This window comes from Luteibacter anthropi (assembly GCF_023699965.1).
GTDB lineage: Bacteria > Pseudomonadota > Gammaproteobacteria > Xanthomonadales > Rhodanobacteraceae > Luteibacter > Luteibacter anthropi.
Window position 1 is genome coordinate 1,554,167 of record NZ_CP077072.1, and the last position, 14,653, is coordinate 1,568,819.

Consider the following 14,653-nt stretch of genomic DNA (forward strand, 5'->3'; position numbering starts at 1 on the left):
TGGCCGGATGAGCGGCCGTTTTCAGTGAACGGGTTGGCGAACCTCGCCGCTCAGTGCGACACCGATTTCGAAAAGACGTTCACCACGATCACCCCCGCGATGATCAGGCCCAGGCCGATGAGTGCGGCCAGGTCCAGGGCCTGGCGGTACCAGACCCAGCTGACTGCCGAGATGAGCACGATGCCTACCCCGGACCATATCGCGTAGGCGATGCCGGTGGGAATCGTGCGCAGGCACAGGGACAGGAACCAGAAGGCGATGCCGTAGCCGATGACCACCACGACGCTGGGCCACGGACGACTGAACGAATCCGAGGCTTTGAGGGCGGATGTGGCGACCACCTCGGCGACGATGGCGATGGCGAGGTAGAAATAAGGCATGGCGTCGCGCTCTTTTGGACGAAACACGCAGGACGATAGCAGCCGAGGCCGGTATTGGCGTAAGACGCCCGTCATATACGAGTAAGCATCGTTACATGAAGTCAGGCGACGCTTTCGCGAATGCCCAGGAAGGATTTCCCGATGACGTTCGCCCGTACCGCACTCCGTCGTACCGCCCTCGCCACCGCCCTTGCCCTCACCCTTCAGGTGGGCCTTGCCCAGGCCGCCGACGACGGCGCCAAGCCGGCTCCGGCTGCCGCGTCGACGGATGCGGACACCAACACGGACGGCAACAGCAGCAAGACCGCCCGCCAGCTCGACGCCGTGTCGGTGATCGCGCCGGGCGAAACCCGCCAGATCCAGAGCATCGGCACCGACGAGATCGTGCGCCAGCAGGTGCCCGGCACCAGCGCCTTGAAAGCGCTGGAAAAACTGCCCGGCGTGCAGTTCCAGGCAGCCGACCCGTTCGGCGCCTACGAGTGGTCTACGCAGATCAACCTGCATGGTTTCGATCAGTCGCGGCTGGGCTTCACCCTCGACGGCATCCCGCTCGGCACGATGGGCTACGGCGTGACCGACGGCCTGCAGGTGACCCGCGCCATCACCACCGAGAATCTGTCGACGGTGGAACTTGCCCAGGGCGCCGGTGCCCTCGGCACCGCCTCCAATACCAACCTCGGCGGCACGGTGCAGTTCTACTCTGCCGATCCGGACATGAAGCCGGGCGTGCGCCTGAGCCAGGTCATCGGCTCGGATTCGACCAAGCGCACCTTCGCCCGCGTGGATACGGGTGACCACGGCGGCTTCTCTGCCTACGTGTCCTTCGTGCACGCCGATACCGACAAGTGGAAGGGCTTCGGCGACCAGAAGTCGAACCAGGCCAACCTGAAGGCCGTGTACCAGTGGGGCGACGGCAACCGCATCAGCCTGTTTGCCGACAGCAGCAAGCGCAAGGAATACGACTACATGGATCTGTCCCTCACCAGCCAGCGCGTGCTGGGCTGGAACTGGGACTACCTGCAGCCGGACTGGAACACCGCCGTGCAGATGGCGAATGCGCTCAACGGCAAGGGCGCCTACCCGGCCGTGCTCAACGGGCTGCCGGCCAATTACGACAAGGGCGACGCCACGTACTACGCCGGCGGCGGCATCCGCCAGGACAGCCTTGCAGGCCTGTCCGGCTCGTTCAACCTCGGCGAGGGCATCACTCTCGACAGCACGGGCTACTACCACACCGATCGCGGCGAAGGTCAGTGGGCCACGCCGTACCAGGCCTCGTCGCCGACCGTGCCGCTGTCCATGCGCACCACCGATTACGGCCTGGACCGCTATGGCCTGACCTCTGCGCTGAAAGCCACCGTCGGCAACAACGACATCGAAGTGGGCGTGTGGGGCGAAGAGTCCAATACCAACCAGGAGCGCAACTTCTTCCCCCTGGGCGGCGAGTACACCGCGCTGTATCGCGTCTACAACGATCAGACACCGTTCCTTCGTGCGTTCCTGCAGCACTATGAAACCAAGACACGCATGGCCTACGCCGAGGATACGATCCATCTCCTCGACGACCAGCTCACGATCAACGTCGGCGCCAAGTCGCTGAGCGTCACCACCGACGCCACTTCGCGCGTGCCCACCACGTCGTTTGCCCAGGGCAGCATGAAGGCCAGCAAGGGATTCCTGCCGCAGGCCGGTATCGACTACAAGCTCGACGCCAACCAGGACATCTACGCCTCGTACGCGAAGAACATCTCGGCCTACGGCATCACGCCGTTCAGCACCTCGCAGGCAGCGTTCGATGCGGCCAAGTCGCACCTGAAGCCGGAAGAATCGCAGACCTGGCAGGCTGGTTACCGCGCCCACGGCGACACCTTCGAAGCCTCGGTAGGCGTGTTCTACACCCGCTTCCAGAACCGCCTTCTGGTGGTCACGCCCTGCCCCGCCGTGGTCACCTGCGCCTCCTCGCTCAACAACGTCGGTGACGTGAAGAGCCAGGGCGCCGACCTGGCCTTCCTGTGGAAGCCGGTGCAGGGCCTGAGCTGGCTCAACTCGTTCTCGTACAACAAGTCGCAGTACCAGGACGACTACGTGACCGGCGGCGTGACGATCAACACGGCCGACAAGTACGTGGTGGGCGTGCCCAAGACCATGTTCTCCAGCTCGGTCAGCTACGAGATCGCCGGCTGGCGCGCCAACCTCGAAGGCAAGTACACCAGCCAGCGCTACATCACGTACATCAACGACTCCAAGGTGCCGTCGTACTGGATCTTCAACGCCGGCCTCGCGTACGACTTCGGCGACCTCGACGTGTTCAAGGGCCTGAGCGTGGGCCTCAACGTCACCAACCTGCTCAACAAGCGCTACTTCGCTTCCACCGGCACCAACGGCTATGTGGCTTCCGACCCGGACGGCTACAACCAGACGCTGATGGCCGGTGCGCCGCGCCAGTACTTCTTCAACGTCAGCGCGAAATTCTGACGGGACATATCGGTGAAATCCCCTGGATGACAGGCCACGGGGCCTGCCACTCCATGTCAAAGTGAAGGGTGCATGCGTAGCGGATGGCTCGCATGCACCCTTTATGTTTCATGACACGGAGTCACACCATGTATCGATGCATCACCCTTGCCCTTCTTGGCCTGGCGGCGTCTACCGCCGCTGCCGGTGACACCCATACCACCACGCGCATCGTGGTGAAGAAAGTATGCAGTGATGCCCAGCGCCAGCAGGTTCGCAAGCAGCTGCTGGACGGCCATTCGCTGGAAACCGTACGACAGGCCAACCCCTGTTTCGACCGGGAAATTGCCGCGCTGGCTCTTGAACCGGATCTTCGCAGCCTGGGTGGTGTGTACCACGGCTCGTCGAATCATCTGTAACACGCTGTCTGCAACTGCCACGGTACTGCAACGAAGCTGCGATACCGTCCGCGTCCGTCGGCCACAGTGGGTGTGTCGGCGGATGCCCCATTGCGAGCCGCCCCCATGCTCCTTGCCAAACCGGTCGTGCCATCCCGTCGCGCGATCCTCATCATCGGCGCAGCCGCCATCGTGGCCTGTGCGATAGCCTCGACGATATGGCTGCGCGGTCATCGTGCCGATACCGGGGCGATGATCGGGCATACCCTCAGCGTATCCACGGACCCGGCGGGGCATTCGAGCGAGGTCGATATCCTGCTCGGCCTGGCGCGGCAGGCAACGAAGGAGGGGCGCCTGGTCGCCCCCCAGGGCAATAACGCCTACGAGTATTACCTCAGCATCATCCAGCTCGACCCCGACAACCCGTCGGCGCTGGATGCCCTGCGCGAGACGTTGCCCTTCGCCTCGCAGGAGATCGAGCAGCAGATCAACCGCCGCCAGCTCGAAGAAGCCCGGCGTGAAATCGCGCTGCTGCGCGACTTCGACCCCACCAATTACACCCTCATCATCCTGGGTGCGAAGCTCGATGCGCAGCAGCAGGTGGTAACCGCCGAAGACGAGGCGAAAGCTGACGCGATGCGTCGGCATGGTGGATAGGCGAATTCAGGAAGCGGTTGGCGCCGGATGCCCATAGTGGCCGCCCGCTCTTCGCCACGGCGAAGGACGGACAACGACCACTACAGGAAACGGAACCTCCTTCATGAACCACATCGTTCGCAAGGCCCTCGTGGCCCTTTTCGTCGCCGCTCCGGCCATCGCCGCCGCCCAGGTCTCCACCCCCGCCGTGGATGCCCCGGCCATCCAGCCGGTACCGTCCCGCTGCGGCGTGACCGACCTCAACGAATTCGCGGCCTTCATCGCCGGCAAGCCCACGCCGGCGGAGTTCCGTGCCTTCTATTCGTGCGTCGGCCTCGTGCTCCCCGGCGACGTCACCACCACCGAAATCCGCTACGACAACAGCCGCTATTTCGCGCAGCTCGACGCGCATGGCCGTATTGTCGGCGGCCGCTTCCGCTGATTCAGCGAATCAACCTATCCCGGCAAGGAGCCACACATGTATCGCACCCTTCTTTCGGCCCTGTTCGTGGCCGCTCCGCTGGCTGTATCGGCCCATACCCCCACCGATAGCATGGTTTTTCCGGCCGCTGCATCGCAGGCGGACCGACCCGTTCCGGGTTTCGGTGGCGGCAACGACGTGCGTCGTTGTGGCATCACCGACATGGCCGCTTTCGACGCCTATGTCGCCACGCGTCCGACCCCGGTCGAATTCCGCAGTCGTTATTCGTGTCTGACCCTCGTGCTTCCCGGTGACATGGCCACCCGCGAACTGCGCATGGACAACAGCCGGTACTTCGCTGATCTGGACGCGCACGGCCGTATCCAGGGCGGCAGCTTCCGCTGATCCCGCAGGCAGGAGGGAGGTAGCTCTCCTTCCTGCCGAATACGTTCATGGTTGGCATACCCCATTCGGGGGATAATCGGCCCTCCCCCAAGGCAAGGAGCCTGCCCATGCACCGTCTCGCCACGCTTTTCTTCATGGCCGTTCTCGGCGTCGCCATCCTCAGCGCATGCCGCACTGCGCCTGCCGCCAGCCAGCCGGTGCCGGTCGCCGGTTTCGTCACCGATATCAAGGCCTTCGACGCCTTCATCGGTACGCATCCCACGGCGGCCCAGTTCCACGCGGCCTATCCCGATGTGCTGCTGGTGATGCCCAATACGGCCACCACGATGGAAATCCGCATGAACAACAGCCGCTATTTCCCGCAGTTCGACGCGGATGGGCGCATCACGGGCGGCCGCTTCCAGTAAACCTAAACCGGTCCGGGCCGGGGCGCGAAGGCGGTATCCTGCCGGCTACGTTCACGGTCCCTTGAAGCTCATGTCCCATGCCATCCGCCCGTTCCGGGGCATCCTTCCGCGCCTTGGTGCCCGCGTCTACGTCGATCCGGCCTCTACGGTCATCGGCGACGTCGAGCTGGGTGATGACGTGTCGATCTGGCCGGGTGCCGTCGCCCGCGGCGACGTGCATCACATCCGCATCGGTGCCCGCAGCAATCTCCAGGACGGCGCGGTGATCCATGTCACCCACGATGGCCCTTACACACCGGGCGGCTTCCCCACCCTGATCGGCGAAGACGTCACCATCGGCCATGGGGCGGTCATCCACGCCTGCACCATCGAAGACGCCTGCCTGATCGGCATGCATGCGACGGTGCTCGACGGTGCGGTGGTGAAGAAGCATGCCTTCGTGGCCGCCGGTGCCCTCGTCCCTCCGGGCAAGGTGGTCGGCGAGCGGGAGCTGTGGGTGGGCAATCCGGCGAAGATGGTGCGCGTGCTGAGCGACAAGCAGGTCGAGCAGCTCTACTACTCCGCAGCCAACTACGTCCGCCTGAAAGACGAATACCTGCTGTAGGAGCTGCTTGATTTGATGCGCCGCTGGCTCCACGCTGGGAATCCGAGAGGAGATCCCATGGACAGCACCACCAACCCCCTTCTTGATCCCAGCGGCGACCTGCCGGCGTTTTCGGCGATCCGGCCCGAGCACGTGGAGCCTGCGGTCGACCGCCTGATTGCCGCGCAGCGCGCCGGCATCGATGCCATCACGGCAGCGGGCGCAGCCCGCGATTTCGAGCACGTGATCCTCGCCCAGGAACGCCTCGACCAGACCCTTTCGCGGGCCTGGTCGCCGGTAAGCCACCTGCATTCGGTGGCCGACTCCGAAGCCCTGCGCAAGGCACACGGCGCGGCGGAAGAAAAACTCACCGACCACGGCATCGAAATCGGCCAGAACCGCGATCTTTATGCGGCGACCCAGGCCGTGGCCGACCGGAGCGACTTCGCTTCGCTGCCGGTGGCGGCCCGTGCGGCCGTCGAGCACGCCTTGCGCGATTTCCGCCTGTCCGGCGTAGCCCTGGAAGAACCGGCGCGCAGCCGCTTCCGCGAGATCGGGGTGGAGCTGTCCAGGCTCAGCACCGAATTCTCCAACGCGGTGCTCGACGCCACCGAGGCTTGGCACAAGCACATCACCGACGAGCGCGACCTCGCGGGCATTCCGGAGTCCGGCCGTGCCGTGCTGCGCGAATACGCCCGCGAAGCCAACCTCGACGGGTATCTGGTCACCCTCAAGCAGCCCAGTGTCCAGGCCGTGCTGACCTATGCCGAGAATCGCGACCTGCGTTTCGACGTGTACTACGCCTACCAGACCCGCGCCTCGGACCAGGGCCCGAACAAGGGCAAGTTCGACAACTCCGAGCGCATCGACCGGATCGTCGCCCTGCGTCACGAAGCCGCCCAGCTCCTGGGCTTCGCCAATGCCGCCGAGGAATCGCTGGCCACCAAGATGGCCACGTCCCCGCAGGTGGTGCTCGACTTCCTGCGCGACCTCGTCGCGAAGGCCCGCCCCCGTGCGAAGGAAGAACTGGCAGAACTGCGCAAGTTCGCCACGGAACGCCTGAAGATCGACAACCTGGAGCCGTGGGACGTCGGTTTCGCCGCCGAAAAGCTGCGCGTCGAGCGCTACGCGCTCGACGAAGAGCAGCTGAAGCCCTACTTCCCCGCCCAGCAGGTCGTCGACGGCCTGTTCGCCGTGGTGAATCGTCTCTACGGCGTCACCTTCGCGCCGCGCGACAACGTGGACACCTGGCACAAGGATGTCCGCTACTACGACCTGCGCAATGCCGACGGCACCGTTTTCGCGGGCGCCTATGTCGACCTCTACGCACGCTCGGGCAAGCGTGGCGGCGCCTGGATGGATGTCTGCGAGGCGCGCTTCCGCGACGGCGGGCACCTGCAACTGCCGGTGGCCTTTCTCACCTGCAACTTCCCGCCCCCGACCGACGGCGCGCCGGCCCTGCTGACGCACGACGACGTGCTCACGCTGTTCCACGAATTCGGCCACGGCCTGCACCACATGCTGACCGAGGTGGATATTCCGTCCGTCGGTGGCATCGACGGCGTCGAATGGGACGCGGTGGAGCTGCCCAGCCAGTTCATGGAGAACTTCGCCTGGGATCGCGAAGCCCTGCGCCTGTTTGCCCGTCACTACCGCACGGGCGAGGAACTGCCCGACGAGCTGTACGAGCGCATGCTCAAGGCCCGGCATTTCCACACCGGCATGTTCCTGGTACGCCAGCTGGAATTCGGCCTGTTCGATTTCCGCCTGCACCTGGAATACGACCCGGCAAAGGGTGCCCGTCCCATGGACGTGCTGGAGTCGGTGCGCCACGAGGTGTCGGTGCTGCATCCGCCGGCCTGGCAGCGTTTCCCGCACGGCTTCACGCATATCTTCGCCGGCGGTTATTCGGCCGGTTACTACAGCTACCTGTGGGCCGAAGTCCTCTCGGCCGATGCCTTCGAGCCTTTCGAGGAAGCCGGCGTGCTGGATCGTGCCACGGGCGAGCGGTTCCGCCGGCAGGTCCTGGCCGTAGGCGCCACGCGTCCCGCGCTGGAATCGTTCAAGGCCTTCCGTGGCCGCGAGCCGCAGCCGGGCGCCCTGCTGAAGAGCTACGGGCTGGCCTGACGATGAAACCCGTGTGACGCCGGGTCGTCACACGGGTTTCCTTTACAATGGGGCGATGAAGATCGCTTCGTGGAACGTCAACTCGCTCAAGGTCCGCCTGCCCCATCTCCAGCAATGGCTGGCCGAGGCGCAGCCGGACATCGTCGCGCTGCAGGAAACCAAGCTCACCGACGACAAGTTTCCGGTGGACGAGATCGCCGCCATGGGCTATCGCTCGGTGTACTCCGGGCAGAAGACCTACAACGGCGTCGCCATCCTGGCGAAGCAGGAGCCCGTGGACGTCGTAACGGACATCCCCGGCCTCGACGATCCGCAGCGACGCATCCTCGCCGCTACCGTCGGCGATATCCGTGTCATCGATCTCTACGTGGTGAACGGCAAGGCGCTGGGCGACGAGAAGTACACCTACAAGCTGCACTGGCTGGCAAAGGTGCGCGACTTCATCGAGAAGGAAATCGCACGACACCCGAAGCTCGTGGTACTGGGCGATTTCAACATCTGCCGTGACGATCGCGACGTCTACGATCCGGTGGCCTGGGGCGAGGACATCTTCTGCTCACCGCCCGAGCGTGCCGCCTTGCAGGCCATCCTCGATACGGGCCTGCACGACAGTTTCCGCCTTTTCACCGAAGAAGGCGGCCTTTTCAGCTGGTGGGACTACCGTCAGGCAGCGTTCCGCCGCAACATGGGTCTGCGAATCGACCTCATCCTCATCAGCGATGCGCTCAAATCCGTGGCGACCTCGTCGATCATCGACAAGGCCCCGCGAAAATGGGAGCAACCCTCCGACCATACGCCGGTGGCACTGGAGCTGACGCTTTGAACGTACCCAAGTCCGAATGGCCGAGTTCCCTCGACGACAAGGAACTCGAAGAACTCGACACCTACCTGCGCGCGCACGGCGGTGAGGGCGATCTCATGCTCGACGGCGTGCATGGTCTGCTCTCGGCGGTGGCGGTGGGCCCGCTCGAAATCAAACCCGAAGAGTGGCTGCACGAAGTGCTGCACGAGGCGTTCGACGACGAGGACGAAGGCAACCGCGTGCTGGCGCTGCTGGCCAAGCTCAACGACTCGATCAGTGCCGAGCTCGACGTCGATGCGTACGAGCCCATCCTTGGCGAGATCGATACCGAGGAAGGTCCTCTGCTGTCGGCCGCCGGCTGGTGCGAGGGTTTCAGCCGCGGCATCGACATGCGTGCGGGGGTGTGGGAAAACCGCCTCGCCGAAGACCCCGACCTGATGCAGCTGCTGGGTCCGGTGATGGCCCTGGCTGTCGATGAAGGCGTGCTCCAGGCAGACGCCGAGTTCGAGAAGCTCAGCGACGAGGAATACGACGAGTGCCTGGGGCAGCTGCCCGAGGTGCTCAATGCGGTGAACGAATACTGGCGCCAGAAGCCGCCGACCGAGGATGAGATCAAGTCGATGGTCGCTCCGCGTCCCGAAGGGGACGATCATCCGCCGCGGCAGCGTTCCGGGCATTGGGTGCATTGAGAGGGATTCTTCGCGTGGCCGGTCGCGCGCAAGGCGCGCTCCTACAGGGTCGCGGTGGACCCGGGGGGCGTGACATGGCTTGTTGTAGGAGCGCGCCTTGCGCGCGACCTTCTACAGGATCGCGTTGGAACCGGGGGCGTGACATGGCTTGTTGTGTAGGAGCGCGCCTTGCGCGCGACCGGCCAGGCGATAACCCCGCACCCCCACACCGAAACAGATCGTTCACCCCACACACCTAGGCATCCCCCGTCCCCGGGCGCATCTTGTGCGCATCAGAAGCACACCCCGGAGCACGACATGACCCATCGCAGCATCATCCGCCGCGTCCGCGGCATGGATACCGCCGACGGCGCCGGCGTGAAGCTCAAGCGCGTCATCGGCCAGCCAGCCCTCGACATGCTGGACCCCTTCCTGCTGCTCGACGAATTCCGTTCCGACGACGCGGGCGACTACATCGAAGGCTTCCCCGAGCATCCCCATCGCGGCTTCGAAACCGTGACCTACATGCTCGCCGGTCGCATGCAGCACGGCGACAACCACGGCAACCGGGGCGACCTGGGTCCGGGCAGCGTCCAGTGGATGACCGCCGGTCGCGGCATCCTGCATTCCGAGATGCCGCAGCAGGAAGCCGGCCTGATGTGGGGCTTCCAACTGTGGGTGAACCTGCCGGCCTCGGACAAGATGACCACGCCGCGCTACCAGGACATTCCCCCGGGCGACATCCCGACGGTGCATCCGGCCGAAGGCGTGACCGTGAAGGTCATCGCGGGTGAGCTGGACGGCGCGACGGGTCCGGTCTCGGGCATCGTCACGGCGCCGGTTTACCTGGATATCGCGCTCGAACCCGGCGCGACGCTCGACCTGCCGCTACCCCAGGGCCATAGCGCATTCGCCTACGTGTTCGACGGCGGTGCCGCCCATGTGGCCGGGCAGGTGCTGGATCGCAGCGAGCTGGCCGTGTTCTCGCGCACCGGCGATACCGTGCCGCTGGCGGCTGGCCAGACGGCCACCCGTATCCTCGTGGTGGCGGGTCGGCCGTTGTCCGAGCCGGTGGCCCGCTACGGCCCGTTCGTGATGAACACCCCCGAGCAGATCCACGAGGCTATCGCGGACTTCCGCGCCGGCAAGTTCTAAGGCCGCTGTAGGAGCGCGCCTTGCGCGCGACAAGCCAACGAAGCGGCGATGCGGGGTATTCCGGAGACATTCGGTAACCCCGGTCGCGCGCAAGGCGCGCTCCTACAGGTGTAATCTTCGGGTATGTCCAGACAAAAGCACGCCTTCCTCTTCGATCTCGACGGCACCCTCGTCGACAGCGTCTACCAGCATGTCCTCGCCTGGAAGGAATCGCTCGATATGGAGGGCATCGATCTCTCCGTGTGGCGTATCCACCGGAAGATCGGCATGAGCGGTGGCCTGTTCACCGATATCCTGCTGCGTGAGACGGGCACCGAGATCACGCCCGAGCGCATCGACCGCCTGCGCCGCAACCACGCCGCCGCCTATGGCCGGCTGGCCGAGGCAGGCGCCGTGAAACCCCTGCCGGGCGCCGTGGAGCTGCTGCGCTGGCTCACCGACGCGAAGATCCCCTGGGCCATCGCCACCAGTGGCCGCATGGAAACGGCGGCCCACAACATTGCCGCGCTGGGCGTGGACCCGCACACGATCCCCGTCGTCACCCGCGACCAGGTGCGCCACGCAAAGCCCGATCCGGACCTCTTCGTCACCGCTGCCGAGCGCCTGGGCACCGATATCCGCGATGCCATGGTCATCGGCGACGCCATCTGGGACATGCTGGCTGCCCAGCGGGCCCGGGCCCTGGGCATCGGCCTGCTTTCAGGCGGTTATGGCGAGAATGAACTGGAGCGTGCAGGCGCCTATCGCGTCTTCGAGGATCCGGCCGATCTGCTGCGCCATATCGATGAAGTGGCGGCACGAAGCTGAACGAACGCAAGAAGTTCCGTAGCGCGTTCAACTTACGGACGGGTAACGGCACTTAGCATCGGACGTCTGACGCTGTTGTGAGGTCGATGTACCCATGCGTTCCATCATCAATCGCTTTCTCTTCACCGCCGTGCCGCTGACGGCGGCGCTGATCATCGCCGCCTGCTCGCATGCCGAGCCTCCGGCCCCCGAAGCTGCACCCGCTGCGGCCACCACGGCAGCGTCCTCCCCTGCGCCGGGCCGGGCCGCTCCGGCCAATCCGGCTCTTGGCTCGCCCGAGTGGCTTGCCTGGGTCGACAAGATCCTTGCGGTCAGCGATGACGGTCACGGCCCCACGCCGGGTTCGGCGGAATGGGATGACGCCGTGAATCGCAAGCTGGGACAGGAAGCGCCGCAGGCCAAGCCAGGCTCTGCCGAATGGCAGCAGTCGGTGGATGCGTTGCTGCGTACGCGCGTGGCGACGCATTGAGCCGGTAGGTCGGGTGCTTTCGTAGCGCGTTGGGTGCGAGTGTCTACGTGGTGGGTTTCCGGGATGCTGGGTCGCGCGCAGGCGCGCTCCTACATTCCCCTGTAGGAGCGCGCCCGCGAGCGACTCAGCTACCCCCTGTAGGAGCGCGCCTGCGCGCGACCGCCGAAGGCGCATGAGCCCATACCCTCGACTACAGAGAGACCTCCTGCGCGACACCAGTCTGCGCCAGCCTCACTTCCTTCCCCGGCAATGAAAGCACCAGTCCACCCGGCGGCCGGATCGCCTGCGTGACAGTCACCCAGGCACGCCCATCCTTCACCTTCAGCGTATAACCCAGCCGCCCATACGGCGTACGCAGGTCGCGTACCGACACGCCCTCACCTTCCAGCCAGTCCATGGGCAACCCTGCGCCGAGGACGATGGCGTGGTCATCGGTCCGCTCGTAGGCGAACAGGTCCAGCGCCGAGCGTACGTAATCCGACGCAATCCACGCATGCGGCATGTCGCCGACAAAACGCGGCTTGCGCGGATCATGACCGACCACCTCTGCCCACTGGTTCCAGGCGGCAGGCCTGCGATCTGCAAGGAAAAACGCCAGCAGCTCGCCGACGCGACCACGCCAGCCCAGCCGGACGAAGGTGGCGATCACGCGAACCTCATAAGGCGTGTAATCGTCCCAGTCGCGCCGACCATCGCGACGCGCGACAAAGTCGCGCCAGTAGCGTTCAAACGTGGCGTCGAGCAAGGTCCTGGGCAGATGCGACTGCTCACCACCCGGTGACAACGCTATGGTCGTCGATGTCGCATCGAAATCCCCCAGCTCGGCTGCGCCCGGGATGAAATCGATACCCTTCTCCTTCACGGCCGCAGCGATGGATGCATGCAGATCCTCGCGGAACTGATCGCGCGATGCCGTAAATCGCCGGACATCTTCGCCACGGCCCATCTCCTGCGCGAGGCTTACGGCATCGTCATATCCCTTCAACGCCCAGAAATCGTCCCAATACGAATGCATCGGCTTGGCCGAGTACCCTTCGTGGCTGATCGATGCAGGCATGAGTCCGTACAAAGCCCGATCAGCACCATCCAGGCGGGCGGGCTGTCGCTCCGACAGGCGTAGACGGTCCATGTAATCGATAGCCTTGCCCGCATACGGATAGAGCGATGCGAGCATCGTGCGATCGTGTGTGTAACGCCACAACTCGGCCATGGCGAAGACCAGCTCGCCATGGCTGTCGTTCTCGGGCACCGGATCGGAACCCCGTGCATCCACACAGCACGGTACCTTGCCGTTAGTGAACTGGTGCGGCGCGTACCAGCGCACGAACTCACTCGCCACATCTTCGTGCCCGGTTCGCAGCAACCCCTCAAGCATCATCGCGCCGTCGCGCACCCATGTCCGCGAGTAGGATCGGGTGCCCGGTTGCAAGGCCGGCCCGTCGCGTGAGATCAGCATATGGGCGATGCCGGTCTTCATCGTATCGACCACGGGTTGCGCCATGGCCGGTACGCGCAGATCGACCCGATCGAGCGCTTCATGCCATTGCGACGCTACGGTATCGGCATGGGACTCAAGCCAGTTCGCCGCGTCGGCGGGACGTGGTACATCGATGCCGGGCGTTGACGGCACCACGAGGCCCAGATCGACATGCCCATGCGCCGGCAGGCGAAGCTCATAGAGCAACGCACCTTGTGCGAAACCCTTCGGATCGCTGACCCGCGCTACGCCATCATGGGGTTGTACCGTCGCCACGGTGTCGCCCCTGGACCATTGGTCCACGAGGGTACTGGCTTCATCCGCCTGGGCCACGAAACGCGATGGCGTCTGCAACGGAATCACCCGTCGCTCGCTGTTCACGACCAGGGCATCGCCATTCCACGCCATATCGTGGATAGGCGACATGCCGCCCGGTGCATTCAGGAACTGGGTCGGCGGGTTGACCTGGAAAGGACGCGCAGCCAGCGCGAGCGTGACGTTTCTCTCCTTGTCGCTGTCGTTGGCCACCCGGTAGGACAGCACGAGCAACGACCTGCCTGGCTTGCCTTCGGCAAAAGCCGCACTTGTAAGCCGGAGCCCATCGCGTGCCCACGTTACCGACGGCATCGGAAGATAGCGTTCGCGCAATGCCTGGGTGGCCGTGACGTCCGCCCATGTCGTCAACCTGCCGTTCTCGATGAGAAACGGCTCGATGGTGAAGCCGCCCCGCGTTACTTCGACGGCACCATCCTCGGAGATCAAGGCCGAATCCTTCGATCCGCCATCGACACCGATGATCGTCCAGTACGACTGCTCACCCGAGAAACCGCGCGGATAGATCCCGCGGCGCCCGTGCTTCGCCCGTGTCTCGAACATCGCGTTCGATGTGACTGCAACGGGCGGAACGGCTGCGATCTGACGAGGCGTGAGCCGCAGATTGTCGAAACACACCTCGCCCTTGTCGGCAACACCCGCCGGCTGGGCCTCCTTGTAGACCATGAACTCGATGGCCCGTGTATGGCGCAGCACGCGGTCCTTCGTCGGTCCCCAGGCAAATTCCACCTCGCGACTGGTGGCCTGCACGGTCCGCCAGGAAGCCGACGGCACGAAGCCCGGCTTCTGGAACCACCACACATTGTCACCGCTGGCGTCGATGAGCTTGAGCTGCAGGGTATTCGCCGGCATGTCGCCACGCACATCGAACGACAGCATGAATCCGGTCGGGAAATCGATGGGTAGCTCACGACGCATCGAGGCCGAGCCGGACACGCCGTTGAAGTCGAACGCCAGGCACAAGGCATGGCCATGCTTGCCGGACGCCGGATGCAACGACGCAGATACATCGTCGGTATGCGCAGCGGTCCATCCCGATGCAGCATCGAATCCATCGAGCAGGCGCGGCGCTTCCGTTGCGTGGACGACGCCATATGGAAGCAGCCATGCCAGCAGGAAACGACGCATGGA

Annotated in this window: 15 protein-coding genes; 13 read left to right on the forward strand and 2 right to left on the reverse strand. The window is 64.8% G+C overall.

The window, feature by feature from the left end; all coding sequences use genetic code 11:
• Positions 1 to 50: 50 nt before the first annotated feature.
• Positions 51 to 380, reverse strand: coding sequence for a DMT family transporter (locus KR767_RS07005; RefSeq protein ID WP_166945739.1), 330 nt, complete (start codon positions 378 to 380; stop codon positions 51 to 53).
• Positions 381 to 521: 141 nt separating this feature from the next.
• Here KR767_RS07005 and KR767_RS07010 point away from each other — a divergent pair, with 141 nt between their 5' ends.
• The 13 genes from KR767_RS07010 (at position 522) to KR767_RS07070 (ending at position 11,712) form a co-directional block, all read left to right on the forward strand.
• The gene (locus KR767_RS07010; RefSeq protein ID WP_345779896.1) at positions 522 to 2,855 is read left to right on the forward strand and encodes a TonB-dependent receptor family protein; all 2,334 of its coding nucleotides are present in this window, start codon (positions 522 to 524) and stop codon (positions 2,853 to 2,855) included.
• Positions 2,856 to 2,983: 128 nt separating this feature from the next.
• Positions 2,984 to 3,253, forward strand: a complete 270-nt coding sequence (locus KR767_RS07015) for a hypothetical protein (RefSeq protein WP_250878601.1) — start codon at positions 2,984 to 2,986, stop codon at positions 3,251 to 3,253.
• A gap of 105 nt (positions 3,254 to 3,358) precedes the next feature.
• On the forward strand, positions 3,359 to 3,889 hold the full coding sequence (locus tag KR767_RS07020) for a hypothetical protein (RefSeq protein WP_166945745.1): 531 nt from the start codon (positions 3,359 to 3,361) through the stop codon (positions 3,887 to 3,889).
• A 103-nt stretch (positions 3,890 to 3,992) separates the two neighbouring features.
• Entirely contained in the window at positions 3,993 to 4,310 is a 318-nt protein-coding gene (locus KR767_RS07025; RefSeq protein ID WP_250878602.1) for a hypothetical protein, read from the forward strand.
• A gap of 36 nt (positions 4,311 to 4,346) precedes the next feature.
• A complete protein-coding gene (locus tag KR767_RS07030) occupies positions 4,347 to 4,694 on the forward strand; it encodes a hypothetical protein (RefSeq protein WP_250878603.1) in 348 nt (115 codons plus the stop codon).
• Positions 4,695 to 4,801: 107 nt separating this feature from the next.
• Entirely contained in the window at positions 4,802 to 5,101 is a 300-nt protein-coding gene (locus tag KR767_RS07035; RefSeq protein ID WP_250878604.1) for a hypothetical protein, read from the forward strand.
• A gap of 70 nt (positions 5,102 to 5,171) precedes the next feature.
• Positions 5,172 to 5,705 (forward strand): gamma carbonic anhydrase family protein, encoded by a 534-nt coding sequence (locus KR767_RS07040; protein ID WP_250878605.1) that lies wholly within the window; start codon positions 5,172 to 5,174, stop codon positions 5,703 to 5,705.
• A gap of 57 nt (positions 5,706 to 5,762) precedes the next feature.
• Positions 5,763 to 7,811, forward strand: coding sequence for a M3 family metallopeptidase (locus tag KR767_RS07045; protein WP_166945753.1), 2,049 nt, complete (start codon positions 5,763 to 5,765; stop codon positions 7,809 to 7,811).
• A gap of 55 nt (positions 7,812 to 7,866) precedes the next feature.
• Positions 7,867 to 8,634 carry an exodeoxyribonuclease III gene (gene xth, locus KR767_RS07050; RefSeq protein ID WP_166945755.1) on the forward strand — a complete coding sequence of 256 codons (768 nt, stop codon included), beginning with the start codon at positions 7,867 to 7,869 and terminating at the stop codon, positions 8,632 to 8,634.
• The gene (locus tag KR767_RS07055; protein WP_166945757.1) at positions 8,583 to 9,302 is read left to right on the forward strand and encodes a YecA/YgfB family protein; all 720 of its coding nucleotides are present in this window, start codon (positions 8,583 to 8,585) and stop codon (positions 9,300 to 9,302) included. The genes xth and KR767_RS07055 overlap by 52 nt, the downstream gene beginning before the upstream one ends.
• A gap of 297 nt (positions 9,303 to 9,599) precedes the next feature.
• Positions 9,600 to 10,436 (forward strand): pirin family protein, encoded by an 837-nt coding sequence (locus tag KR767_RS07060; RefSeq protein ID WP_250878606.1) that lies wholly within the window; start codon positions 9,600 to 9,602, stop codon positions 10,434 to 10,436.
• Positions 10,437 to 10,559: 123 nt separating this feature from the next.
• Positions 10,560 to 11,243 (forward strand): HAD family hydrolase, encoded by a 684-nt coding sequence (locus KR767_RS07065; protein ID WP_166945761.1) that lies wholly within the window; start codon positions 10,560 to 10,562, stop codon positions 11,241 to 11,243.
• Between the two features lie 94 nt (positions 11,244 to 11,337).
• Positions 11,338 to 11,712, forward strand: a complete 375-nt coding sequence (locus KR767_RS07070) for a hypothetical protein (RefSeq protein ID WP_250878607.1) — start codon at positions 11,338 to 11,340, stop codon at positions 11,710 to 11,712.
• A 190-nt stretch (positions 11,713 to 11,902) separates the two neighbouring features.
• On the opposite strand, the gene KR767_RS07075 is transcribed toward KR767_RS07070, so the two are convergent.
• A complete protein-coding gene (locus tag KR767_RS07075) occupies positions 11,903 to 14,650 on the reverse strand; it encodes a glycoside hydrolase family 15 protein (protein WP_250878608.1) in 2,748 nt (915 codons plus the stop codon).
• Positions 14,651 to 14,653 lie beyond the last annotated feature (3 nt).